General features: G+C 51.2%; 22 protein-coding genes. 8 read left to right on the forward strand and 14 right to left on the reverse strand.

The window, feature by feature from the left end; genetic code table 11:
* Positions 1-52 precede the first annotated feature (52 nt).
* The 3 genes from gluQRS to sfsA all read right to left on the reverse strand — a co-directional run bounded on the left by gluQRS (position 53) and on the right by sfsA (position 2,173).
* On the reverse strand, positions 53-904 hold the full coding sequence (gene gluQRS / locus G535_RS0103500; protein ID WP_026860794.1) for a tRNA glutamyl-Q(34) synthetase GluQRS: 852 nt from the start codon (positions 902-904) through the stop codon (positions 53-55).
* A 1-nt stretch (position 905) separates the two neighbouring features.
* Positions 906-1,358, reverse strand: coding sequence for an RNA polymerase-binding protein DksA (gene dksA, locus G535_RS0103505; RefSeq protein WP_026860795.1), 453 nt, complete (start codon positions 1,356-1,358; stop codon positions 906-908).
* 89 nt (positions 1,359-1,447) lie between these two features.
* Positions 1,448-2,173, reverse strand: a complete 726-nt coding sequence (gene sfsA, locus G535_RS0103510; RefSeq protein WP_026860796.1) for a DNA/RNA nuclease SfsA — start codon at positions 2,171-2,173, stop codon at positions 1,448-1,450.
* 71 nt (positions 2,174-2,244) lie between these two features.
* Between sfsA and pepB the strand changes: the two genes are divergently transcribed.
* Genes pepB through mrcB form a run of 3 tightly spaced genes read left to right on the forward strand, consistent with a single transcriptional unit; the run spans position 2,245 to position 8,274 of the window.
* The gene (gene pepB / locus G535_RS0103515; RefSeq protein ID WP_026860797.1) at positions 2,245-3,534 is read left to right on the forward strand and encodes an aminopeptidase PepB; all 1,290 of its coding nucleotides are present in this window, start codon (positions 2,245-2,247) and stop codon (positions 3,532-3,534) included.
* A gap of 15 nt (positions 3,535-3,549) precedes the next feature.
* Positions 3,550-6,006 (forward strand): ATP-dependent helicase HrpB, encoded by a 2,457-nt coding sequence (gene hrpB / locus G535_RS0103520; RefSeq protein ID WP_026860798.1) that lies wholly within the window; start codon positions 3,550-3,552, stop codon positions 6,004-6,006.
* Positions 6,007-6,027: 21 nt separating this feature from the next.
* The gene (gene mrcB / locus G535_RS0103525; RefSeq protein ID WP_026860799.1) at positions 6,028-8,274 is read left to right on the forward strand and encodes a penicillin-binding protein 1B; all 2,247 of its coding nucleotides are present in this window, start codon (positions 6,028-6,030) and stop codon (positions 8,272-8,274) included.
* Between the two features lie 19 nt (positions 8,275-8,293).
* Here the strand turns inward: mrcB and hemL are convergent, their stop codons facing one another.
* From hemL to hemJ, 3 genes are all read right to left on the reverse strand, one after another.
* Positions 8,294-9,589: a glutamate-1-semialdehyde 2,1-aminomutase gene (gene hemL / locus G535_RS0103530; protein ID WP_026860800.1), complete on the reverse strand. Its 1,296-nt coding sequence runs from the start codon at positions 9,587-9,589 to the stop codon at positions 8,294-8,296.
* 20 nt (positions 9,590-9,609) lie between these two features.
* Positions 9,610-10,623: an aspartate carbamoyltransferase gene (locus tag G535_RS0103535; RefSeq protein ID WP_026860801.1), complete on the reverse strand. Its 1,014-nt coding sequence runs from the start codon at positions 10,621-10,623 to the stop codon at positions 9,610-9,612.
* An 87-nt stretch (positions 10,624-10,710) separates the two neighbouring features.
* A complete protein-coding gene (gene hemJ / locus G535_RS0103540) occupies positions 10,711-11,139 on the reverse strand; it encodes a protoporphyrinogen oxidase HemJ (RefSeq protein ID WP_026860802.1) in 429 nt (142 codons plus the stop codon).
* 83 nt (positions 11,140-11,222) lie between these two features.
* Here hemJ and G535_RS12810 point away from each other — a divergent pair, with 83 nt between their 5' ends.
* From G535_RS12810 to pepQ, 3 genes are all read left to right on the forward strand, one after another.
* Positions 11,223-11,900, forward strand: coding sequence for a DUF6776 family protein (locus G535_RS12810; RefSeq protein WP_051206936.1), 678 nt, complete (start codon positions 11,223-11,225; stop codon positions 11,898-11,900).
* Positions 11,901-11,972: 72 nt separating this feature from the next.
* Complete coding sequence (gene erpA, locus G535_RS0103550) at positions 11,973-12,320, forward strand: iron-sulfur cluster insertion protein ErpA (protein WP_026860803.1); 348 nt, start codon at positions 11,973-11,975, stop codon at positions 12,318-12,320.
* Positions 12,321-12,376: 56 nt separating this feature from the next.
* Positions 12,377-13,690, forward strand: a complete 1,314-nt coding sequence (gene pepQ, locus G535_RS0103555; protein WP_026860804.1) for a Xaa-Pro dipeptidase — start codon at positions 12,377-12,379, stop codon at positions 13,688-13,690.
* Here pepQ and G535_RS0103560 read toward each other — a convergent pair.
* The gene (locus tag G535_RS0103560; protein WP_026860805.1) at positions 13,687-14,814 is read right to left on the reverse strand and encodes an anhydro-N-acetylmuramic acid kinase; all 1,128 of its coding nucleotides are present in this window, start codon (positions 14,812-14,814) and stop codon (positions 13,687-13,689) included. The genes pepQ and G535_RS0103560 overlap by 4 nt on opposite strands.
* Positions 14,815-14,817: 3 nt before the next feature.
* A complete protein-coding gene (locus tag G535_RS0103565) occupies positions 14,818-16,203 on the reverse strand; it encodes a peptidoglycan DD-metalloendopeptidase family protein (RefSeq protein WP_126775200.1) in 1,386 nt (461 codons plus the stop codon).
* Positions 16,204-16,394: 191 nt separating this feature from the next.
* On the opposite strand from G535_RS0103565, the gene tyrS reads away from it, so the two are divergent.
* Entirely contained in the window at positions 16,395-17,600 is a 1,206-nt protein-coding gene (gene tyrS, locus G535_RS0103570; RefSeq protein WP_026860807.1) for a tyrosine--tRNA ligase, read from the forward strand.
* Here tyrS and G535_RS0103575 read toward each other — a convergent pair.
* From G535_RS0103575 to G535_RS0103600, 6 genes are read right to left on the reverse strand one after another with little or no spacing between them, the layout of a single operon-like run.
* The gene (locus tag G535_RS0103575; protein ID WP_026860808.1) at positions 17,590-18,426 is read right to left on the reverse strand and encodes a symmetrical bis(5'-nucleosyl)-tetraphosphatase; all 837 of its coding nucleotides are present in this window, start codon (positions 18,424-18,426) and stop codon (positions 17,590-17,592) included. The two genes, tyrS and G535_RS0103575, sit on opposite strands and share 11 nt — an antisense overlap.
* 15 nt (positions 18,427-18,441) lie before the next feature.
* A complete protein-coding gene (apaG, locus tag G535_RS0103580; RefSeq protein ID WP_026860809.1) occupies positions 18,442-18,804 on the reverse strand; it encodes a Co2+/Mg2+ efflux protein ApaG in 363 nt (120 codons plus the stop codon).
* A complete protein-coding gene (gene rsmA / locus G535_RS0103585; protein ID WP_026860810.1) occupies positions 18,801-19,616 on the reverse strand; it encodes a 16S rRNA (adenine(1518)-N(6)/adenine(1519)-N(6))-dimethyltransferase RsmA in 816 nt (271 codons plus the stop codon). Before rsmA ends, apaG begins: the two co-directional genes overlap by 4 nt.
* The gene (pdxA, locus tag G535_RS0103590) at positions 19,613-20,623 is read right to left on the reverse strand and encodes a 4-hydroxythreonine-4-phosphate dehydrogenase PdxA (protein WP_026860811.1); all 1,011 of its coding nucleotides are present in this window, start codon (positions 20,621-20,623) and stop codon (positions 19,613-19,615) included. Before pdxA ends, rsmA begins: the two co-directional genes overlap by 4 nt.
* Positions 20,620-21,912 (reverse strand): peptidylprolyl isomerase SurA, encoded by a 1,293-nt coding sequence (surA, locus tag G535_RS0103595; RefSeq protein WP_034727542.1) that lies wholly within the window; start codon positions 21,910-21,912, stop codon positions 20,620-20,622. The genes pdxA and surA overlap by 4 nt, the downstream gene beginning before the upstream one ends.
* A 9-nt stretch (positions 21,913-21,921) precedes the next feature.
* Positions 21,922-24,174, reverse strand: a complete 2,253-nt coding sequence (locus G535_RS0103600) for an LPS-assembly protein LptD (protein WP_169513601.1) — start codon at positions 24,172-24,174, stop codon at positions 21,922-21,924.
* 117 nt (positions 24,175-24,291) lie between these two features.
* On the opposite strand from G535_RS0103600, the gene G535_RS0103605 reads away from it, so the two are divergent.
* Complete coding sequence (locus G535_RS0103605; RefSeq protein ID WP_034727546.1) at positions 24,292-25,290, forward strand: aminoglycoside phosphotransferase family protein; 999 nt, start codon at positions 24,292-24,294, stop codon at positions 25,288-25,290.
* Positions 25,291-25,299 lie beyond the last annotated feature (9 nt).

The raw sequence follows: 25,299 nt of genomic DNA on the forward strand, positions 1-25,299 counted from the left end.
TTATAAGACCGCAGTGCTTTAAATAGGCGCTATTGTAGCCGTTCCCCAGCTTTCAGAAAAGATACTTTGTTGCCCATTGTTGGGTTGCTGCAGCAAGCATTGTTGCTGGGTCATCGCTCAGCTCAATGGCATCTAGACCTAAAAACGCGAAGGCTGCGGCTAATTGCTCTGGCACCTTGTTATCGCATAATGCTGGCGCGTGATTCTGTTTACTCAATTTGCGGCCTTCTGGATCAAGGGCCAAAGGCACATGCATAAGGCGCGGTTGGCGCTCAGTGAACTGTTGCCACAAGGTCAGTTGCCAACTGCTGGCGGTGAGCAAATCGGCACCCCGGACAATGTCGGTGACACCTTGGGCGATATCGTCCATGACCACGGCCAATTGATAGGTGTACAGCTGATCACGGCGAAACAAGACGAAGTCTTCATGGGCAAATTCCGCAGGAATATGCACCTCACCTTGCCAAGCATCTTGAAATGCGGTGACGGCTCGGTCATTGCGAAAGCGTATTGCGGCACCTTCGCTAGAGCGATGCTTGTCACGACAGTAGCCTGTGTAATGGGCGCCGCGTGCCTTAATCTGCTTACGCGTACAGGTACAATAATAGCAGAGTCCGCGGGCAGTTAAGGTTTCAATGGCCGCTTGATAGATAGGATCACGTTGCGATTGGTAAAGAATGTCACCATCCCAGTGCAACCCATGGGCTTCAAGCTGGCGTAAAATGGTGGTGTCGGCGTGGGCCACAGCGCGCGGTTTATCGACGTCTTCAATACGGACCAGCCAACGGCCGTGATGGGCTTTGGCATCGAGATAACTGGCGACGGCTGCAATGAGTGAGCCAAAATGAAGAGGCCCCGACGGCGTCGGGGCAAAACGTCCACAGTAGGGAAGCGGGGCAGCCATATTAGGCGCCGGTCATTTGCTTCTCTCGGATCTCTGCGAGGGTTTTACAGTCCACGCAAAGGTCAGCTGTTGGGCGTGCTTCTAAGCGACGGATACCGATTTCGATACCGCAAGAGTCACAGAAACCGAAATCATCTGCTTCAATTTTTTGCAGCGTTTTCTCGATTTTCTTGATCAGCTTACGCTCGCGGTCGCGGGTACGCAGTTCAAGGCTGAACTCTTCTTCTTGTGCCGCACGATCCACAGGATCTGGGAAGTTAGCAGCTTCGTCTTTCATATGATGCACAGTGCGATCGACTTCTTCGCGCAATTGATTGCGCCAGACTTCCAAGATCTTGCGGAAGTGATCACGCTGCTTCTCGTTCATGTACTCTTCGTTCGGCTGTTCTTGATAAGGTTCCAAGCCAGCTTGTGCCAAAATGCCATGAGCTTTTTTCGGCGTTCCTTGAGGCATTGTGGTTCTCCTTTACGTGAGAAGGTCTTCAATTGAAAAAAGGCCGCTACATATACCAGAAAGCGATCACCAGCGCAATTTAATTTTGCTTATTTTTGCACCAGCAGTTCGCCAACCGGGTAAATGCCCTCATTAGTAATGCGGCACCTTAGTGCATAGAACTCTACGCCTTGCTGGGCCGCTTCGGCAGCGACCATAGCATACTTTGGATCACAATGTTCGGCGGCGCTGACCTGCTGCACCCCAGTGTGAAGCACACAGTAGACCACAACAGCGCGATGACCTTCATGACACATCGTGATAAGACTACGTAAATGTTCACTGGCGCGTTGACTGACGGTATCAGGGAAATAACCCTGAGCCCCTTCGGCAAGGGTTACGCTTTTGACCTCAATAAAGATCTTCTGTTGTGCAGTGGTGATGCCTTGCCAATCAATACGGCGATTATCGTAGCCGTAGCGCTGTTCGGCGATCAGCTCGCTTAGTGAGCCAAGCCCCGGTAAGAGCGTTTGCTGTAACGCCTCGCCGACCACTTGGTTGGCACGTTGGGTATTGATACAAATCATCTCACCTGTACTGGTTTGCGCCAGTTCCCACGTGTAGCGATATTTGCGCTTCGGGTTGTTGGAGTCACTGAGCCACACGCGCATATCGGGCTCGGCGCAGCCGGTCATCGCGCCGGTATTTGGGCAGTGCACCGTCAGCGGATTTTCCGGGCAATTATGGTCTGCCCAGTCAGGATGATAGACGTCAGCAAGGAAGCGTTTATAGCGACGAACTAAAAAAGCCTCATGCAAGGGGTTGTCAAACAGCATTGTCAGCCTCATGTAGCTTAGATAGGATATCTATCTTTTCGATTTCGCAACCATACTGGGGGCTGTTTAACATGTCTACTGCACTACCTGTTTTTGTTGTTCAAAGTGATTTCACTGATTCTGCCTGGAAAAAAAATGCACCGGCCATTATGACCGAGCAGGGCGCAACCATTTATCTTGGTCAAAATGCGGCAGAGAATCTGCGCAAAATTCAAAAGGCAGGTCGCCAACTCGATAACCTCGGCGTTGCAGCAGTGAAGTTAAGCGGCGAGGGCTGGGGCTTTGATGAACAGTGGGCATTTGCCAACGGTTACACCGACACCCTCAGTAAGAACCAAATTCAGTGGGCTGATGGCGCAGATAAGCTGGCAGCCATGCGCAACATTGTGAACTGGTCGCGTGATTTAATTAACTTGCCACCGCAAGATATTTACCCAGAGTCGTTGTCACAGCGCGTTGCTGAGAAGTTGACGAGTCTTGCGCCAGAGCATGTGAGCCACCGCATTATTAAAGGTGACGAGCTGGCTCAAGAAGGTTGGATGGGGATTCATACGGTAGGCCGTGCCAGTGCACATGCGCCTTGTATGTTGGTGGTTGACTACAACCCAACCCAACAGGCCGATGCGCCTGTCGATACCGTCTTGATCGGGAAAGGTATTACGTTTGACTCAGGTGGTTACAGCCTGAAAGCCAGCGAAGGTATGTTGGCGATGAAATGCGACATGGGCGGTGCAGCAACTGTCGCTGGCGCTTTGGCTATTGCGATTGAGCAGGGCTTACAAAAGCGTGTGCAACTGGTGCTTTGCTGCGCTGAAAACCTAGTAAGCGGTAATGCTTATAAGCTTGGCGATATCATTACCTACAAAAATGGTACGACCGTTGAAGTGGTGAACACCGATGCTGAAGGGCGTTTGGTATTAGCTGATGGTCTATTGTTTGCCGGTGAAGTTGGCGCGAAGAAAGTCATTGATGCGGCCACCTTAACCGGTGCTGCGCATGTTGCCGTGGGTAACGAATACAATGCCTTGTTTAGTGTCGACGATGACTATGCCAACCATGCCTTGAGCACCGCTGCGGCACAGCGTGAAAACTTGTGGCGTTTGCCGTTGCAGCCATGGCACAAAGAGAATACACCGTCAGCCTTCGCTGATTGTGCCAATAGCCGCCCACAAAAAGGTGGTGGTGCAGGTGGTGCGAGCAACGCAGCGGGCTTCTTATTGCGCTTTGCACCAAATGATGGCCAAGGTTGGTTGCATTTTGATATTGCTGGCGCGTACAACAATAGTGCCAACAACATGTGGGCGACAGGTGCGACCGCATTGGGTGTGCGTACTATTGCGACGCTGCTGCAAGACGACTAAGGTCGCGTTGGGGCGATGGTGAACATCGACTCAAATTTACCGGTCGCTGCGTTACTGCCAAAGTTAATTGCGCAGCTACCGGGCTCTAAAGTAGTCCTACAAGCCCCGCCCGGGGCCGGTAAGTCGACGGCGTTGCCGCTTGCTTTGTTGGCAGCGCCGGCCTTTCAACAACAACGTATTTTATTACTGCAGCCGCGGCGTTTGGCGGCGATGTCGATTGCCCATTATTTAGCGCAGCAACTGAATGAACCAGTTGGGCAACGCGTGGGGTATCACGTTCGTGGCGAGCAAAAGTTTTCGGCCAGCACCCAACTGGTGATCATGACCGAGGGGATGTTTGTGCAGTATCTGCAAAACGACCCTGAACTGACCGGCGTTGGCGCCGTACTCTTTGATGAGTTTCATGAGCGTAACCTCTACAGTGACTTAGGCTTGGCAATGCTGCTCGAGAGCCTTTGCTTGCGCGATGATTTAAGCCTACTGGTGATGTCTGCAACCTTACCCGCTACCGAAATTGCGACGTGGTTGGGTAGTGATACGCAAGTGCTGCAGTGTGAAGGGCGGCAGTATCCGATCACCACGCATTACCGGCCAGTGCCAACAAATAGCGACTGGCGTGTGCACTGCGCACAGGTGATCAAAGAAGCTTTGGCACAAGCCCAGCAAGGGGTCTTGGTGTTTTTACCCGGTTGGCATGATATTCAATGTGTAACCGAACTGTTAACAGATGCAGTTGCGGCGGATGTTTTGCCATTGCATCGGCAAATTTCGATGGCCGCACAGCAGCAGGCATTGGCCGCGCCAGCACAGGGACATAAAAAAATCGTTTTGGCGACCAACATTGCCGAGACGAGCTTAACCATAGCCGGGATTGACGTGGTTGTGGACAGCGGGCGCGAGCGGCGCGCAATGTTTTATCCTCGCCACGGCATTCAGCGCTTGGTCACACAGCGCATCAGTCGCGCTGCGGCAACGCAACGCGCGGGCCGTGCGGGGCGTCTTGGCCCGGGCATCTGCTATCAACTTTGGGCCAGCAGTGATGCCCATGGAATGCGTGACTTTGATGCACCGGCTGTCGCGACAGAAGATCTCACGCAACTACTGTTGGAATGCAAACGCTGGGGCTCGGAAGTGCAGGAGTTGGCCTTCTTTAGCCCAGTAAATCAGGCGCATCTGCAAGCGGCACAACAGTTACTCCAGCAGCTACAGATCGTCGATACGCGCGGTACTTTGACGGTACTAGGGCAACGGGTTGCAGCCTTTGGCGGGGACCCTCGCCTGGCGCGCATCGCCGTAGCCGTGCAAGACGCTGATGCGCCAACACGCGCACGAGCAGCACTCTTGTTGGCGCAGTTAGAGGCACCGCTGCGGCAGGCCACACATTTTCCAGCGCCACTCGCACAACTTAAAGGTGAAACGCGACAGCGCTGGCAATGGTGGCGGAAGCAGCTCGGCGTAACGGACATCCCCGGTTCTATTGATGATGGACTCATGGCCGAGTTAGTGCTGTGGGGCTATCCTGATCGCATCGCGCGACGTCGTGGTTCAGGTCGTAGTTATTTGACGGCCTACGGTGGTGGCGTGCAATTTCATCAAAATGATCATCGTGAAGCTGGAACCTGGTTGGTGGCGTTGACGCTCAACTTCAGCGAGCGTCAGGCGGATGCCATCGTGGCGGATTACCTGCCGCTGCGCGCAGTAGACCTTGAACATCCTGCCCTCACTCATGAGTGGCACACCGAGTTAACTTTCGTTGGCCCCAAACAGCGGCTGCAAGCGGTTGAAGTGCAACGTCTAGGTGCGATTTTGTGCGCGCAGCGCGCCGCCAATAAGCAGCCAAGCGCTAGTGAGCGAGCTCAGTTGCTCTGTGACTATGTACGACAAAGCAGCGAAGGTTTCATTAACTTTACCGCAGCAGCGCCTTTGTTGGCGCGCATTGACGTTGCGCTGCGAGGGCTCACAGCTGCTGAGCGTGCTGACTGGCCTGCGTTTAGCTCGGCGGTGTTACTGCAAAGCCTTGAGCAATGGGCTGTACCTTACTGGCAACAGATGGATAGCCTGGCTGACTTGCGGAGCTGGGACCCAACCCCAGCGTTGCTGGCGCGCCTTACGTATCCCCAGCAGCAATGTTTAGACGCGCTCTGTCCTACGCATTGGCAAGCACCAAGCGGCATTCGGCATCGTATTGACTATCTAGGTGAGCAACCTAGTGTTGCGCTGAAACTGCAAGAGGTGTTTGGTGAGCCAGTATCACCAAGCATTTGTCGACAGCAGGTGACCCTAGTGTTGGAACTGCTTTCGCCGGCCGGTCGACCTTTGCAGCGCACTGCGGATTTAGCAAGTTTTTGGCAAAATGCTTATCAACTGGTAAAAAAAGAAATGAAAGGCAGGTATCCTAAGCACCCTTGGCCTGATGATCCGCTGCAAGCGCAGGCCACAGTGAAAACCAAACGGATGTTAAACAACCCCTAATCGAACGAAAGTGGAAGGTGTATGCGTTACCTATTGAGTTTGTTCATAAAGCTTGGCATTGCTGCGTTGGTAGCTGTGGTTTTTTATGCGATTTACTTAGATAGCTCACTCACCAAACGCTTCGCTAATGAACGCTACGAAGCTTCCGCGATTGTCTACGCCCGTCCGTTATCACTGCAGCCGTTGCAACCGTTACGGCAAGCGCAACTGCTGACCGAGCTTGAGCAACTCCGCTATCGTGAAAGTGCGTCACTCAGTGGCAGCGGAACTTATCGTCGCAGTGGCAACACGGTGGAAATTCACCGTCGTCCTTTTGACTTTTTAGACGGACCTCAGATGGCGCAGAAAGTGCGCGTGGTGTTTGACGGCGGCCGTATTCAACGGGTGGTAAGTCTGCCTGACGAACGGATGTTAGAGGAGTTTAAGCTCGATCCTTTGCTGTTGGGGCAGATCACTGGTGATGAAGGTGAAGACCGTTTGTTGGTTGGCTTGGAGCGTGTTCCGAGTCTGTTAATTGAAACCTTGTTACTGGTCGAAGATCGTGATTTTTATCATCACTCAGGCGTTTCGCTAAGCTCAATTGGGCGGGCGGCAATCGCTAACCTCGCGGCAATGGATACGGTCCAAGGTGGCAGCACCTTAACGCAGCAATTGGTCAAAAACCTCTACTTGACCCGTGAACGAACCTTGTGGCGCAAAGCCAATGAAGCTTTGATGGCACTGATCATCGATTTTCGCTTTAGCAAAAACGAGATCTTAGAAACGTATTTTAACGAAATCTATTTTGGTCAAGATGGTGGACGTGCAATTCACGGCATCGGCCTAGCGAGTCGCTTTTATTACGGCAAGCAAGTTGAAGAGCTGAGTCCAGCGGAAATTGCGATGTTGGTGGCGATTGTAAAGGGCCCCTCGTACTACAATCCGCACCGCTACCCTGAACGCGTGAAAGAACGTCGCGATATGATTTTGCAGCTGATGTTCGGCCAGCAATTGATTAGTCAGCAAACCTATTTAGCAGCGCTTGAAGAACGCGTTGTGGCTCCGAAAGTGGCACGCGCAGGGCGCGCCTCAGCGCCACATTATATGGCACAAGTAAAACAAGAAATGGATGCCATGCAACTGCCGAAAAGCTGGGCGAAGGATGGTTTGCGCGTCTTTACTTACTTTGATCCCATTGCCCAACGAGCGGCGGAGTTAAGTGTTACCGAGCAATTACCGCGCCTAAGTAAGCAAGCCGAGTTACAGGCTGCCGTGGTGGTAGCAAACCATCAGCAAGGTAGCCTTGTTGCACTGGTCGGCGATCGTGATCCCCAACAGGTCGGTTTTAATCGCGCCACCAGTGCGTTACGGCAAATTGGTTCACTGATTAAGCCGGTCACTTACGGCTTAGCTTTGGCGCAACCGCAACAGTATAGCTTAGCAACGGTGCTTGAAGATGCGCCGCTGCAGTTTGAGACTGAAACAGGGCAAATCTGGCAGCCGGAAAACTATGATGGGGAGTTTCGAGGCAATATTCTGCTTTACGATGCTTTGGTTGGGTCGCGAAATATTCCAGCGGTGCGATTAGGACTTGAGGTTGGCTTACCTGCCATTATCGAGACGTTACAAGCGTCGGGTGTGACCACGCCCATTCCAAAAGTGCCAGCATTGACGCTTGGCTCGGTTGAGTTATCGCCGGTGCAAGTGAGCGAGCTCTATGGTGTGTTCGCGCACTATGGCCGTTACCGTTCATTTAAAACCATCGCAGGATTGACCAATCACAGTGGCGTAGGCTTGTATGTGCATCGACCAAGCAGTGGCGTGTCTGTGTATGACCCATTAACGATTGAGTTAGTGAACTACGGTTTACGCGGGGTGGTCAATGAAGGTACCGGACGTCGCTTATTACAGCAATTTGGTCAAGATGCACTGGCGGGTAAAAGTGGTACCACCAATGATTATCGCGATAGTTGGTTCGTTGCCTACGATGAGCACAACATTGTCACCGCTTGGCTTGGCCGTGATGACAACCAGCCGATCCATTTAACGGGCGCAACAGGTGCTTTGCCAGTTGTTGCTTCGACGTTTTCGCAGCTTGGCGTGCGTCCGCGCGATGTTACACCGCCTGCACCGCTTGAAATGCGAGCCTTTCACCCTGAGAAAGGTGTGCAGATACCAATGAATTGCCGTTCGCAGCGTCGCTTTTTATCGCATCCGCAGCCGGTTGCTGAGGGGATGAATTGTGCTGGTGAGATTGAAGAAAAATCGTGGTGGCAGCGAATTTTCTAGCTGCCACCACGGCATGCTGTTAGCTCTTTAACGCTGCCAGCTCGGCAAAAGCCACTTTTGCTGCCGCCAGTGTTGCAGCAATATCTTCATCGCTGTGGACTGATGACATAAAGCCTGCTTCGAACGCTGAAGGCGCAAGGTAAACACCTTGATCGAGCATGCTGTGATAGAAGTGGCGGAAGTGCTCCATATTGCACTCAGTCGCTTGTTGATAGCCCGTTACTTGTGCTTCTTTACTAAAGAAGAAACCAAACATTGAGCCTGCACGATTAGTGGTAAATGGAATGCCCGCTTCATCGGCAAGCGCTTGCATGCCGTCAACTAAGGTTGCAACTTTCGCCGTCAGGAGTGGGTAAAGCGCTTCGTCACCAAGTTGCTCTAGCGCTGCTAAACCAGCAGCCATAGCTACCGGGTTACCTGAAAGGGTGCCGGCTTGATAGACCGGGCCCACTGGCGCGATGTAATCCATGATTTCAGCTTTACCGCCGAAGGCACCGACAGGCATACCGCCGCCGATCACTTTACCTAAGGTGGTCAGATCTGGGGTCACTTGGTAAAACTCTTGAGCACCACCTCGGGCGACGCGGAAGCCTGACATGACTTCATCAAAAATAAGTACGCTGCCGTACTGGTCACAAATTTCCCGTAAACCTTCCAAGAAGCCTGGTACTGGAGGAATACAGTTCATGTTTCCGGCCACTGGCTCAACAATGATGGTGGCAATGTCATCACCGTGCTCAGCAAAAATGGCGCGGACCGAGTCAAGGTCATTGAAGGTGACGGTTAAGGTGTGTTTTGCAAAGTCTTCAGGAATGCCTGGTGAGTTAGGTACGCCAAGCGTTAACGCACCTGAACCGGCTTTCACCAACAAGGCGTCAGCATGACCGTGGTAACAGCCTTCGAACTTCAAAATTTTGTCACGACCGGTGTAACCTCGCGCCAAACGGATTGCCGTCATAGTGGCTTCGGTGCCAGAGTTCACCATCCGCACCTTCTCGATCGAAGGCACAATCGACTTAATCTTCTCAGCCATGGTGATTTCACTGGCTGTTGGCGTACCAAAGCTCAAGCCTCGGTCGACAGCTGCATGTGTGGCTTCGCGAATAGCTGGGTTATTGTGACCAAGAATCATTGGTCCCCAAGAGCCAACGAAGTCGATGTAGCGTTTGCCATCGGCATCGTACATGTACGCACCATCAGCGCGTTCGATAAAAATAGGTGAGCCGCCGACACCATTAAAGGCGCGAACCGGTGAGTTAACGCCACCTGGGATAGCTAACTGGGCTTGGGCAAATAAATCTTCAGATCGAGACATCGTGATCCTCTCTTTGTGAATTAGACATTACGCTTGTCGCTGTACCAATTAACCTCACATTCGTACTGGTCAACTTGGTCGGCAACGCCTAACGTCAAAGCAAATAGTGCCATTCGAATCAATACGCCGTTATCGGCTTGACGGAAAATGGCCAAATTCGGGTTTTGGTTTAAGTCATTATCCAACTCGTTGGCTTCAGCGCGTGAATCGCGTGGTAACGGGTGCATGATGACGGTGTTCGGTTTGTAGTGCTTGGTATAAATCTCGCTATTTAAACGAAATTTGCCGCGATATTGATCAGCTTCTTGGGGCGAGGTAAAACGCTCTTGCTGAATCCGCGTTTGATAGACGATATCAGCATCAGAGCTGCCACTGACTTGATCGGTGACGGTGACACGATGACCGGCGTTTTCAATCACACTCATGACGCTATCCGGCATGGTGAGTTCACGTGGCGAGATCAGCGTAAAACGAACGTTGTCGTAAAGCGCGAGCAGGCGTGACAAGGAGTGTACGGTGCGGCCAAATTTTAGGTCGCCCATCATACAAATATGCATGCCATCGACGGCGTGACCATGGTAGGCCAGCTCTTTTTTAATCGTGTACAGGTCGAGGAGCGCTTGCGTTGGGTGTTCGTTGGCGCCATCACCACCGTTGATTACTGGCACGCGACTGCCCTCAGCAAATTCTGCGACAGAGCCTGACTTTGGGTGCCGCATGGCAATCACGTCGCTGTAGCTGCTCAGTACCCGAGCAGTATCGTAAAGCGACTCGCCTTTTGCCAGTGCCGAGCTTTCCATGCCCGTTGTTTCACGAACTTCACCACCGAGTAAATTAAACGCCGTGCCGAAACTCACGCGGGTACGGGTCGAAGGTTCAAAGAACAAATTGCCAAGAATGGCACCATCGAGCACGCGGGTGCGCTTTTGTCGTCGTGCATACGGCAACATACGATCGGCTACGGTAAACACTTGATCAATGCTATCGCGATGGAATTGGTCGACAGAGAGAATATTGGCGCCAGTGAAATTCATAAAATAGTGGCCTCAGTGAGTTGAGAAAGGGGTCAAACACTGGGCCACTATGATAGCAAAGTTTGGGGCTAAAAAGAACGTAAAAGGTTAAAACGCTTTCGTGACCGCTAACAGCACAATCGCGAATAAGGCTAATACAGGTACCTCATTGAATATGCGATAGAATTTATGGCTTTTTTGGTTGCGATCCTGAGCGAAATCACGCAGTAACTTAAAGCAGTAAATGTGGTACGCATACAGCAGCGCCACTAAGGTAAGTTTTACGTGCATCCAGCCACTGGCCGCCAGCCAAGCGCTGCCGTATAACATGATTAACCATAGCCCAAAGACTAAGGTGAGAATGGCAAAAGGAGTGACGAAATACAGGAGTCGACGCTCCATCACCTTGAGTTGCGCTTTGACCTCTGAGGATTCGGTTTGGGCGTGATATACGAATAACCGTGGCAGGTAGAAAATACCCGCAAACCAACAGACCATGAAGATAATGTGGAAACCTTTGATCCAAAGTACACTCATGCAGATTCCTTTGTTAGGGCAGTGTTGCGTCAAATGCTAATGCTGCGTAGCATGTCGAGCTTACCATGATAAGAAGTACGACCATGAATGAGAAGCAAAAAACCATCTTCTGTGGCATCTTTGTCGCCGTAGCGCTGGGCGTGGGGTACCTACTGGGGGCCGGCCATAGTTGGCACCTTATGCAGCAGGTCGACAATTTAGAGCAGCGCGTGGCATCACTCTATGAACAAGCGGAAACCGCAGAGTATCGGCAACATATTGCTGAAGTTGAGTTAGGTATTGAACAAGCCGCGTTGAGCAAGCTCGAACGCGATTTAGCAGCAAATCGTGATGAAGTTATGGCATTACGCGCTGAAATCGGCTTCTACCAAAAAGTCATGGCGCCAGAAATGAGCGTTGAAGGCGTGGCGGTAGAAACTTTCGAGTTGTTCCCACTACGGCAAGAGGGCCATTATCAATTTCGGTTAGCTCTGATCCAAAGTGAACGCAAGAAAAGCCTCATGCGTGGCACGCTAACGGTGACGCTTGAGGGGCGAGCTACCGATGCTGCTTCGGAGGTGGTCGAGTTCGATCTGTTCGATTTAGCTAACCTTGCTGAAGACAGTAGCACCTTTAGTATGCGTTACTTTTCAACGCAGACGGGAAGTTTTCAATTGCCCACACATTTTGAGCCCGAGCAAGTGCGTATTGTGGTGCGACTTGAAGGCACTAGCAAAACCCTTGAGCGTAACTTCTTATGGAGTGAGTTAGTCGCGCGCTAAGTAAGGACAATACTTGACCCTTTTACTCGGGTACGAGAAAATGAACGCCTTGATAGTGGAGGTAGTAAACCAATGACTGATGCAGCGCAAGCCGTACCCATCCAATTCACTGAAGCTGCGGCGAAGAAAGTGAAAACTCTTATTGCTGATGAAGAGAACCCGGCGCTCAAATTACGTGTTTACGTTACTGGCGGTGGTTGTTCAGGCTTCCAATATGGTTTCACTTTTGATGAAAAAGTAAATCCAGGCGACACAGAGATCGAAAAAAATGGTGTCACCTTGGTGGTTGACCCGATGAGTCTCCAGTACCTTGCTGGTGGCACGGTCAATTATGAAGAAGGTCTGCAAGGGGCGCGTTTCTTCGTTGACAACCCTAATGCCACGACAACCTGTGGTTGTGGCGCAAGCTTTTCAATTTAAATCCAATCTCGCACTCGCTTGTGAGAGCGAGTGTGACTCGCAAGCGAGGTTTCTCCATGAGTTCTTATGCTGCACATATTGCAACAGTTCAAGCACGTTTCGATGCTGCGTTAGCGGCAACAGGCTTTGATTCGGTACTGGTCTACGCAGGACAACCGCGCGTCGCCTTTTTAGACGACAACCCAGCGCCTTTTAAAGTGAATCCATTGTTTAAGTATTGGATCCCTGTGATTGATAGCCCGAAAAGTGCCATTTTTTATGAGCCAGGCAGCAAACCCGTGGTATTCCTCTTTCAGCCGCGCGATTTTTGGCACGCAGCAGTAAAAATTGAAGCTGCAGAATGGCAACAGCATGTCGAGCTGGTGGTCATTGATGACTTGCAAAAACTCACGGATACATTAGGAAGTAAATTGCAGCAGGCGGCCTTCTTAGGTGAAGATTTTGCTGAGCCTGCAGCGAGCTGGCCAGTACGTGCGCGTAACCCGCAAGCGCTCATCGATCACTTGCATTTTCACCGTGCGATTAAAACCGCGTGGGAACTTGAGAATCTGCGCGAAGCCAACTTACGTGCGGCAAAAGCTCATTTGGCAGCGAAAGACGCCTTTTTTGCTGGCAAGAGCGAGCTTGAAATTCATCATGCTTACTTGGCTGCTATCGATAGTCGCGAGACCGAGCTGCCGTACAATAGTATCGTGGGCCTGAATGAGCATGGCGCGATTTTGCATTACGATATGTATGACACTGTTGCTCCGGCACAAAGCCGTTCATTCTTGATCGATGCTGGCGCGACCTATCGTGGCTACTGTGCTGATATTACCCGTACCTACGCACGTGAAAGCGGGCTCTACGCTGACCTCGTGGCTGCGGTGGATGCAGCGCAGCAAGCGCTTTTGGCCGAAATTAAGCCGGGTGTGGATTACTACCAGCTACATGTGTCACAACATTTGAAAATTGCACAAGTATTAAGCGATTTTGAGTTGGTGCGTGGGTCTGCTGAGAGCATTTATGAGAGCGGTATTAGTAGCGCCTTCTTCCCGCATGGCTTAGGTCACTTTATTGGCTTGCAAGTACATGACGTTGGTGGCTTCTTGCGTAACGATCGCGGTGATGAATTTACCCGTGACCCGCGTCATCCATTCTTACGTTTGTTGCGTCCGGTGGAAGAGGGGCAAGTCTTCACTATCGAGCCAGGCCTTTATGTGATTGACCAGTTGCTAGAAGCCTTTGCCGATGCTCCTGAACTTAACTGGCAGCGTATCGATGAGCTCCGCCCTTATGGCGGGGTGCGTATTGAAGATAGTATTGTGGTTGGTGCTGAAGGCAACAATGAAAACCTCAGCCGCGATGCGTTCGCAAAGCTCGAGGCCTAAGGCAAGAATAGCCCTCCTAGTACGGTAGCGCGGCTGGCACCCGTTACCGCTGGTAAGTTGCCTGGTTTTCGTAACATAAATTGTCGTGCGAGCCAGGCAAATGCCATTGCTTCCAAATGCTGCGGGTCGACGCCTAATTCGGCCACACTTTGCCACTGCGCTGTTGGGTAGTTTGTTGCCAAGCGTTGCATCAGTTGCGCATTAAACGCACCTCCTCCGGCAACAAAAACTTGCGTGATAGCGTCACTACAGAAGTGTGTTAAACCATAGGCGACGCTTTGTGCTGTGTACTCGGTGAGCGTTGCTTGCACATCTGCCGCACGCCAACTAGGCAGTTGATCAAGGTGGCGTTCTAACCAAGCATAATTGAAATACTCGCGCCCGGTGCTTTTGGGCGGCTGCTGGAGGACATAGGCATCTTCCATCATCGCTGCTAATAAAGGCGCGATCACCTGACCTTGCGCTGCATAGGCACCTTCTTTGTCATAGGCGTAGGGGCTCTCAGGATGCTGGAGTTGATACCAAAGGTCGAGCAGGGTGTTGGCTGGGCCGGTATCAAAACCTGCGACCTGTTGTTTAGGCCCAATCACGGTGACATTGGCAATACCGCCGAGGTTCAGAACCGCAGCCGTAGTGCCTGTCGGCAATTGTTGTCGAAACAAGGCGTCATGAAATGCAGGTACCAGCGGCGCCCCTTGGCCGCCAAGTGCAATGTCTTTGCGGCGAAAATCAGCAACCACGGCAATGCCGGTAAGCGCCGCTAGGGTGTTGGCGTCACCGAGTTGTAATGTATAAGGAGTAAGCGCATCAGGCATGTGTCGAACGGTTTGGCCGTGGCTACCGATGGCTGTAACTTGCGAGGCGGAAACTCTGGCTTCTTGCAAGAGTCGAAGGACTAGTTCAGCGCTAACTTCAGCGAACTCTCGATCCGCGGTCGCCAGTCGATGGAGTTCGTTATAGCTGGGACTGCACAGACGCACTAACTCGTTTTTAAGAGCCTGAGGCAGTGGCGCATCAAGGTGTTTGAGAAGTCGCGGGCGAGCGCCCGCGAAGTCGACGAGAACCGCGTCGAGGCCATCCATGCTGGTCCCCGACATTAAGCCAATATAAAGCTCTGCGGTCATCAGTTAGTTCATAGCCAACAGAACACGCTTCTGTTCAACCAACATTGCTAAACGTTGTTCTGCAAGTTTATTAAATTCAGGCATTTCTTGCGCCGTTAGCGACTCGGCTTGCGGCAATTCTACGGTGCGAGGGTTACGATGCACGCCATCGACGAGGAATTCGTAGTGCAAATGCGCACCTGTGACGCGCCCGGTTGCCCCTACGCGACCAATCAACTGCCCTTGCTTGACGCGATCACCCTTACTCACCAAACGTTTGCTGAGGTGCAAGTATTTGGTGACATAACGCTCACCGTGTTGCACAAACACATAGTGGCCGTTGAGGTTGTTGTACGCACTGGCAATGACTTTACCACTACCTGATGACATCACTGGAGTACCGGTACTCGCCGCATAATCGATACCGTTATGTGGGCGTACTTTGCCGGTGACTGGGTGTAAGCGACGTGGGTTAAAGTTCGAGCTGATGTAGGTAAACTTCACTGGCGAGCGTAAGAATGACTTGCGCATCGCTTTACCATCGGCTGCATAGTACTCACCATTGCTGTGCAAAATGGCTTGGAACTTTTTACCTTGGTTCACGAATTCAGCCGCCAGCACCTTACCGTAACCGGCAAACTCACCATCGACGTATTCTTTCTCGTAAATGACTGAGAATTCATCACCTTTACGCAAGTCGAGTGCGAAGTCGATATCCCAACCGAAAATGGCTGCAATACCCATAATTTGATTATCCGTGAGGCCAGCGTTAATACCTGCGTTCCAGAAACTAGACTCAATTTCGGCATACGCAAAGGCTTCTTGGATTTGCACTTCTTTGGTCGCAATCTCACTGACGTAGCCAGTGTCGGTTTGGCTAACAATCAAGGTGTCGATCGGACTGATTTGATACGCCAACTGCACGAGTTCACCGTCAGCATCTTTGGCGAAGCGTAGGGTGTCACCTGGGTGAATTTTCAACAAGTATTTGTTGGCTTGCTTATCTTGCGTCAAGCGATACAGCTGTTGTGGTGAAAAGCCCATGACTTTGAAAATACGGGCTAGGCTATCGCCTGATTTAACTTCGTACCCACTCCATTGCACGGCTGGCTCAACGGGTTCTTCTACAGCAACTGTCGCTGCCGCCTCGACATCGTCGAGCGCAGGTTTAAGTTCAACTACCGGAGCATTTTCAGCGGCTTTCGCATGCAGAGGCACGTCTAAGCGTTCGCCGAGAATCAACTGCTTGTCAGCGACTTTAGGGTCAGACGTATTGAGAGAGGCTGTTGCCGGTTCAGAGGGCAGCAGCACGAGCGTCAGAGTCGCAGCAACGACTCCGGTCAACAAAAATTGATGGCGACGCGGAAGCTGTTTGACCAGCTCGGCCATTCTTAGGGTTAATACCTTCATAAACATCCTGAAGTTAGCGCACTAGATAACCTAGTATTTTCTAGGTCTATTCGCAGAATAATACGAAGTTCAAGCTTTTTCCAGTCGCATGCGCTTTATTTACGCTTAAAACATGCTCATAAATAGCATACAATGGGGTGTTTTAAAGTGCGCAAACGTCTCATTAAATTCAGCTCAGGAGTATGAAAAGAATGGCATTATCAGCGTCGGAAGTGCTTGCGGAATTAGCACGCGGTACCGAAGAAATCCTCGTTGCGGAAGAGCTCAAAGAAAAGCTCGAAAAAGGCACGCCTTTAGTTGTTAAGGCAGGTTTTGATCCAACCGCCCCAGATTTACACCTTGGTCACACGGTCTTGATCAATAAACTGCGCTTGTTGCAAGACCAAGGTCACAAGATCGTATTTTTGATCGGTGACTTTACTGGCATGATCGGTGACCCGAGCGGAAAAAACGTGACGCGTAAACCGTTGTCGCGGGAAGACGTTCTTGCTAACGCTGAAACCTATAAAGAGCAAGTGTTCAAAATCCTCGATCCAGAGCTGACGGAAGTGCGCTTTAACTCTGAGTGGATGAGCAAGATGGGCGCGGACGATATGATCAAGCTCGCCGCGCGACAAACTGTGGCTCGTATGCTTGAGCGCGATGACTTTAAAAAACGTTATGCGGGTGGACAACCGATTGCCATTCACGAGTTTCTCTATCCGCTAGTGCAAGGCTGGGATTCGGTCGAATTGAAAGCCGATATTGAGATGGGCGGTACTGATCAGCGTTTTAACTTGCTGATGGGACGTGAACTGCAAAAAGAAGAGGGCATGACACCGCAAACGGTCATCATGGTTCCGCTGCTGGAAGGCCTTGATGGCGTGCAAAAAATGTCAAAATCATTAGGTAACTATGTCGGCATTACTGAGCCTGCCAATGACATGTTCGGTAAACTCATGTCGGTTTCTGATGAGTTGATGTGGCGTTACTTTGAGTTGCTGAGCTTCCGTCCATTGGCTGAATTAGAAAGCTTTAAACAAGCGATAGCAGCTGGTGCAAACCCGCGTGACTACAAAGTGTTGTTAGCGAAAGAAATCATTACGCGTTTCCATGACGCGGACGCAGCTGAAGCTGCCGAGCAAGACTTTGTGCAACGCTTTAGCAAAAACGCCATTCCGGATGAAATGCCAGAAGTGACCTTAGTGGCGACCGAGGGCGCAATGGGGATTGCTAACTTACTGAAAGAAGCTGGATTGGTAAGTTCAACTTCAGATGCGATGCGTATGATTAAGCAAGGTGCCGTGAAGATTGATGGTGAAAAAGTCAGTGACACTAAACTGCAAGTGGCAGTGGGTGGCACCGCGGTCTACCAAGTTGGTAAGCGCAAGTTTGCGCGCGTCACGGTTAACGCTTAAACACCTCTTCCCCTTTTGCCTGCCAGCGCTGGCCATCAGGCCAGCGTAGCAGGGTAAGGTACTCTCCCCAGACACATCCAGTGTCTAAACCGAGCACATCGTCTCGACCTGTTTGCCCTTGTAGCGCCGCCCAATGCCCAAACACTAAGGTGGTGGCTGTCGGCTGCCAAAAATCAAACCAAGGTGTTAACCCCTCGGCGGACGTCGCGGCACTTGGTGCGGTTTTGACCTTCAGGTTGAGTGCTTGCTGTGAGTCAAGAAAGCGCATCCGCGTCAGCGCATTGATCACAAAGCGAATGCGTTCTGGGCGCGGCAGTTGCCATGACCAGGTGGTGGGTTCATTGCCAAACATGGTCGTTAGCCATGGTCCTAGGCGCTGTGTACGCCAAGCGCGCTGCATGCTATCGCTGACATCAGTTGCCAGTTCTTGTGCTTCCGTGATGGACCACTTGGGGTAGATCCCTGCATGGGTCATCACCACATCATCGGCCTGGCGCAGGAGCGGTTGCTGGATGAGGAACTCAATCCAGCGTTGTTGCGCGGCTTTGGGGAGGTTGAGTATGGCGTCTAAGTGATCATTTGGGTTGGGCTTACGAACCCCAGTCAACACTGCCATGAGGCTGATGTCATGATTGCCAAGCACGCATTTGGCGGCATCACCAAGCGCTTCTAGGCGTTCTAAACAGGCCAGAGAGTCAGGGCCGCGGGCGACCAAGTCACCGACACACCAAAGTTCATCGAATTTGGCATCAAAGGCAACGGCATCGAGTAACCGATCGAGTTGCTTCACACACCCCTGTAAATCGCCAACAAAGTAACGCGCCACACCAATACCTTGTGCTTAGTGCAAAATATTAGGCACGGCGAGACGGAACGATGGGATGGTGGCCTTAAACTTAGCACCATCGCTGTCGATCATGCCGTAATGGCCTTCCATGGTTCCGATTGGCGTCGCCAATACTGTACCGCTGGTGTAACTATAGGACTCACCGGGAGCAAGGTGAGGCTGCTCTCCGACCACACCGTCGCCAGCGACACGGGTGATTTTGTGGTCAGCATCCGTAATGCGCCACTCACGCGTCAGTAACTGGACAGCGCTATCACCGTCATTGGTAATAGTAATCGTGTAAGCAAACACGTATTGGGAATTGTCAGGGTCCGATTGGGCGGACAAGTAATGCGTTTTCACGTCAATACGGATCATTCTTGTTGCTCTCTTTGTTGCTCGTAGTACCAATTTGCGAGGCGACAATAATCAGCGACACTCAAGGTTTCTGGGCGCGCACCTGGGTCAATACCCAGCGCTTCAAGCTGTTCAGCGCTGATCAGCTGTTTTAAGTTATTGCGAATGGTTTTGCGGCGCTGATTAAACGCCACCAGACAAAGTTGCTGTAAGGTTTTACGATCATGCACCGGGTGCGGCGGCTCGGCATAAGGTGTTAAACGTACCACCGCCGATTCAACTTTCGGTGGCGGCGTGAAGGCACCTGGTGGCACATTTAACACGTGCTCCACCGCACAGGCTTGTTGTACCGAAACACTAAGGCGGCCGTAGGCTTTACTGCCGGGCTCTGCGGCAAGGCGCTCAACCACTTCTTTTTGCAGCATAAAATGCATATCTTCGATGCTTTCCATTTGGTTGAGCAAGTGGAAAATAATCGGGGTTGAAATGTTGTAAGGCAAGTTTCCGAAGACGCGTAGCTTAGCACCATCGTGTTGGAATTGGCTGAAGTCTGTCTTCAGCGCGTCACCACGATACACGGTAAGTTTTTGCTGCAAAAATGGGTGCTGTTCCAAACGATCCGCAAGATCGCGATCTAGCTCAACCACGGTGAGCTGTTCGATACGATCACAGACGGGTTCGGTGAGTGCCGCTAGGCCTGGACCGATTTCGACTAAGGATTGACCCACCTGTGGGTCGATGGCATCGACAATAGCGTCAATGACAAAGGTGTCATGTAAAAAGTTTTGCCCAAAGCGTTTTCGGGCACGGTGTCCAAGGTGGGTTTTACTCATCGATCTCTCAATTCTTCATGGTGTTGACGATGGCCAGCCATCGCGATGGCAGTCGTTAAAGCATACTGCGCACTGCCGCTGTCAATGTTCCCGGTGCCGGCTAAATCAAGTGCAGTACCGTGGTCGACAGAGGTACGAATAAAGGGTAAGCCTAGGGTAATATTCGCGGCGTTACCAAAACCCCGGTATTTTAGCACGGGCAAGCCTTGATCGTGATACATGGCAATGACCACATCTGCGTCATCAAGGTATTTCGGTTGAAATACGGTATCAGCTGGCCATGGCCCACTAACGTGGAGGCCCTCTGCTTGCAGTTGCACAAGTGCTGGGGTGATATGGTCAATCTCTTCATGGCCTAAATGCCCCTGCTCGCCAGCGTGTGGATTGAGACCACAGACCAATAGTCGAGGTGTTGCACAGCCAAAATAATGTTGCAAATCATGCGCGGTGATACGGATCACCCGTTCTACCAGTGATTGGTTAATCGCGTCGGCGACCTGCGCTAAAGGCAAGTGAGTGGTGACTAAGGCAACACGCAAGCCTTCGGTGGCGAGCATCATGACCACTTGCGAAGTGTTACTGAGTTCCGCAAAGAATTCCGTGTGGCCACTAAAGGCGACCCCAGCGTCATTGATAATCCCCTTATGCACGGGACCGGTCATCAGCGCATCAAAAGCACCACTTTGACAACCTTCGCCGGCGCGCTGCAACAGCGATAATACATAGGGGCTGTTGGCCGGATTGAGTTGCCCGGCAACCACTGGCGCCTGCAGTGGCACATCGGACACGACCAAGGTCCCTACCGGCCACTGTTGTGGGGGACGTTCGGCCTGATAGTCAACGATTGAAACGGCAAGACCGAGCTGTTTAGCTCGGTCTTTAAGAAGGTCTTTGTTGCCTAGCGTAACCACCTCTGCAGGCCAGCTCTGTTGGGCGAGCAGGATGGCAAGGTCGGGACCTATACCAGCGGGCTCACCAGAGCTGTAAACGAGACGGGGTAGACTCATTCAATAACCTGTTCGATATAGGCTTGGTCGCGCATTTCCTGCTGCCAGTTTTCTAACTCTTCTTGGTACTTACGACGGTAGAGTAACTGGTAAGCACGGTTTTGTTTGCTACGCTCGGTCGCATCTTGCGTACGGCGGTCGAGCACTTCAACGATATGCCAGCCAAACTGTGAACGGAACGGCTCACTGATGTCGCCAACTTTGGCATTATCCACAACCTCTTTAAAGGCTGGGTCATACACATCGGTTTGGCTCCAGCCCAGCTCACCACCTTGGCTGGCTGAACCTGGGTCATCAGAGTGTTCTTCTGCGAGATCTGCAAACTCAGCTTCACCAGCAATGAGCTGTTGACGCATTTCTTCCAACTGCTCACGGGCACGGTTGTCAGACAAAATCACTGAAGTGCGAAGCAAAATATGACGCGCTTTAACTTCTTGGATTTCGACCGTTTCCATGCCGCGCGTATCGGTAACTTTCAAAATATGAAAGCCGACGCCACTTTTAATTGGACCAATCAAATCACCTTTGCGTTTGTCACGTACAGCTTCGGCAAACAAGGTCGGCATAGCGTTAATGTTCATCCAGCCCATATCACCGCCTTCCAGTGCTCGTGAGCCTGACGATGAAGTGATTGCGGTTTCGGCAAAGTCAGCACCGTCACGCAACGAAGCGAGGATTTTCTCGGCACGGGTACGCGCTTCTTGCAGTTCAGTACTGCCACTACCATCACGCAGACCGATCAAAATATGACTTAGACGGTATTCACTCTCTTGGCTCGACATCTCGTCAAGCATTTTGGTCAGGCCGTCAATTTCTTGTGGCGAAATATACACGCGGTCACGCACGGCGTTGCGCTGCAGTTCACCAATGATCATTTCGCGACGAATGGACTCACGATAGGTTTGCCAGGTCGCGCCAAGTTTAGTGATTTCGTCGCGGAGTTGGTCCACGGTAATATTCGACTCACGGGCGATGCCGTTAAGGGTCTGTTCGAGCTGTGCGTCACTGACTTCAATACCGCCACGACGGGCAATCTGCAATTGAATTTCTTGCAGTACCAAGCGGTCAATGGCTTGTACTTGCAAGACTTCATCGCTTGGTAAGTTGAGGTTCTGCTCTGCAGCATTACGCTTGATTTGTGCCAACATATTGTCGACTTCGCTTTGTAAAATGACACCGTCGTTCACGATGACGGCGACACGGTCAAGCATTTCATTCGCCGTGGCTGGCGCTTGTAGCGTTGCCATGGTGAGCCATGCGATGCTCACTAACTTCAACATCTTATTCATGAAAACTACCTAGTTGCTTAAGTAAAATGGGTGGCGATAACCAAACAAGCTTTGTTCGATGAGGTCAAATAAGTTGCCGTTATCGGACCCTAGCCCCTTAATAATAAACTGTATACTAATGCCGTTATCAAATTCCGGCTCCCGTCGGAACGGGTCATTATTCTGATATTCAAGGTTGCGGTTAATACGACGGTACGCACTGACCCGCACTGCCCAACAACAATCGCTGTACTGTAACGCAAGCAGCGCGTCGTTGGTACGTTTCTGTTCTAAATCGTAATACCAATTGCTGGCCAATTGCCAGCTATGATCCACTTGGTAGACCGCTTGCAGGCCCAATTGTTCGATGTCATCGTCAAGAATATTGGTCACTTGACGGTGGCTAATTTGCAGCAAGTTCGCTTCATCGATACGGTATTCGATGGCTGTCTGACTCTTGCGGGTATTGTTTTGTTCCATGTCGTATTGCATGGCGCCATTAAAGAATAACCGCTCACCGAAACGGAATCGTGTTTCAAAGGCAAGATCAGAACGGTCATCGGCAATCTGTGTCGCCTCATCAAACAAACTGACTTTGCTGTCGTCAAAGTAATAAATTTGCCCAGCGCTGAAACGCATAATTTCTTGCGCGTTGGTATTTAGAATGCTGGTTGAGGCACCAATGGTGACCTGGTTGGCATCGGCAATACGATCTAACCCAGAGAAACGGCGGGCACGGAATAAGCCTTGGTAATCGTCCTGCATTAAGGTCGAGTCATAAATGCCAATGTCGGATTGATCACGATAGGGCACATAGAGGTACTGGATCTGGGGTTGCAACAGTTGCTGATAGGTGTTGTTGTCCCATGTGAAATCACGCTCTAAATTGAGGCGTCCACGCACCCGAAATTGCGGTAATGAACGGGTTGGGTTTTCGGCTAAACCATTGTCGGTGATTTCTTGATTGTAATGGGTGTAACTGTACCGCAATTCGGTGAGCCAATCGTAGGCCGGCTTTTCAAAACCGACTTGCAGTTGTGGCTCAAGGTGTACGCGGGTGGCGTAGTCATGACTATTTTCTTGGTTTTGGAAGTGGCTGACTTCGGAAAACAAACCGAAGTTCATTGCCATCGGCCCCTGCCAGTTAAAACGCGCCGTTAATTGCGGCATGGTGCGATAAGGGGAACGGTAGCTGCCTAATACTTCAAAGTCTTCGCCGCGCAAGGTCACCTTGGCATGCTCACTAAAATAATCGATGCGCGCGCGCCGATAAATTTGTGCATCAGCTCGTCCGGCAAAGTCGCTGCCAAAGTCGTTTAGATAATCATCGTCACTAATATCGATGATATTCATGTAAGAGCGCCAGTTTGAACTCCAGTTTTGCAGATGCTCGACGCGCCACAAGTACCGTGAGTCATCATTCTCGAGGCTATCATCTTTGTCGAGAAAGGCGATATTGGCTTGCCCAAAACCACCTTCGGTGAGGACGCGATACTCGGCTTGCATCTGTAAGCCCCGTTCAGCCATATAGCGCGGGGTAATAGTGGCGTCCTGATTTGGCGCGATATTGATGTAATACGGCACCTCAAATTCAAAGCCATTTTTTTGTGAGGTACGTAAGGTCGGGAACAAAAAGCCAGTTTTGCGTTCATCGTTGATCGGAAAATTAATGTACGGCACGTAAAAAACTGGCACTCCGAACAGTTCAAACTTCGCATGCCACGCCTCACCCCAAGCATCATCTTCGCTGATACTGATTTCGCTGGCACTCAATTGCCAAGTTGGTGTATCACTTGGACAGGTGGTGAACGTTGAGTCCGCTAAGGAAACCTGTTCATTTGAAAGCGAGAGTAGTTTGGCTGTGCCGTGTGCACCAACGTCGCGCAATTGATAGGACGCACCGGAGACAAAAGCGCGATTTTCACCAGAGTTTAGGCGGAAGTTCTCACTTGCGACCTGCACATAGCCATCTGTAAATTGGGTTGCACCACTGGCGTTGATATTTCCCGACGCCTGATTCACAGTAGCTTGTTCAGTAATTAAATACTGTTGGTCAAAATGCACCTCAACATTGCCGGTAAATGAGGCAATGGACGTTGCGGAGTCAATGTCAGCTTGGTCGGCTCGGACGCCAATGGCACCTTCGGTCAACCCTGGGATAGGCTCAAGTTCGTCAACAGCAAAGAGGGGCGCTCGCACCGGACATTGGCTGATGTAATCGGTGGCGGCTTGAGCATAAGCTGGAACTGCTGCTGTCGTGCTAACGAGCAGGCCGAGGCTCAAGGTGGCTCCTTTAAAAACGTCTTGCATGTGGCGAATGACTCAACTTTGTCCTTTTTGCTGTGAAAGGTATGATAAAGCAAAATAACTTGGCCTGCCATTTGTCAGCGAGGAATTAGCGTGGAAAATAAACGAGAATTGCAGCTACAAGCGTGGTGTGAATCGGTAACGGGGTGTCCGCAGCACGATTTACAACCGGTTTTTGGCGATGCGCGGCCATGGCGCTACTATCGTGTAAGCGATGGTGTGCGTAGTTTAATCGCCGTTGATACGATGAATACTGAAGCGGCGATGCAAAGCTATTTAGCGGTTGCTGATGCCTACGCCTTACAGAACATTCAAGTGCCTGAGTTGGTGGCAGTGAACACGCAGCGCGGGTTTATGCTGATCACTGACCTAGGTTCGCATTTGCTGTTGAGCCAGCTGAAAGCGGACTCGATTGCGCATTGGTACCCTAAAGTGTACGCCGATCTCGCGGAGATTATGCAAGTACAGCAAACCCCACAGTTCGAGTTGCCAGTGTTTGCGGCAGAACACATGCACCAAGAGTTGGATTTAATGGCAGAGTGGTTGCTGCGGGAACATCTTCAGTTACAATTTTCTGCAACAGAACAGCAGATTTGGCAAAGTTTCTGCGACAAAATTGTCGCCAGCGCGATGGAGCAGCCGCAAGTTGGCACACATCGGAAGTTTCATGCACGCAATATTTTGCTGCAGCAGGATCATAGCTTTGCCTTTACCGGCTTCCATGATGCGGCCATCGGTCCTATCACTTATGATGCGGTGAGTCTGTTGCGTGACTGTTATATTCGTTGGCCTGAGGCGATTGTGTGCGACTTAAGCCAGCAATGTTTTGAGTATTTGCGTTCAGCGCGTTCGGATTTGACCGTGGATGCCGCCACTTGGCAGCGTTGGTTTGATTGGATGGGGTTACAACGCCATTGTTATGTTAGTGGGTTGTTTGCGCGCCGTTATCGGCGTGATGGGAACCCCGGCTATTTACAAGATATTCCGCGAAACTTGGCCTATCTCCACGATATTGCAGGTAATTACGCGGAGTTCGACGATTTTAAAACGTTATTAGTTGAGCGGGTGCTACCGGCACTCGATGCGACCTAGTGACGCACG

It is taken from the genome of Pseudidiomarina sediminum DSM 21906, assembly GCF_000423165.1.
GTDB classification, from domain to species: Bacteria; Pseudomonadota; Gammaproteobacteria; order Enterobacterales; family Alteromonadaceae; genus Pseudidiomarina; species Pseudidiomarina sediminum.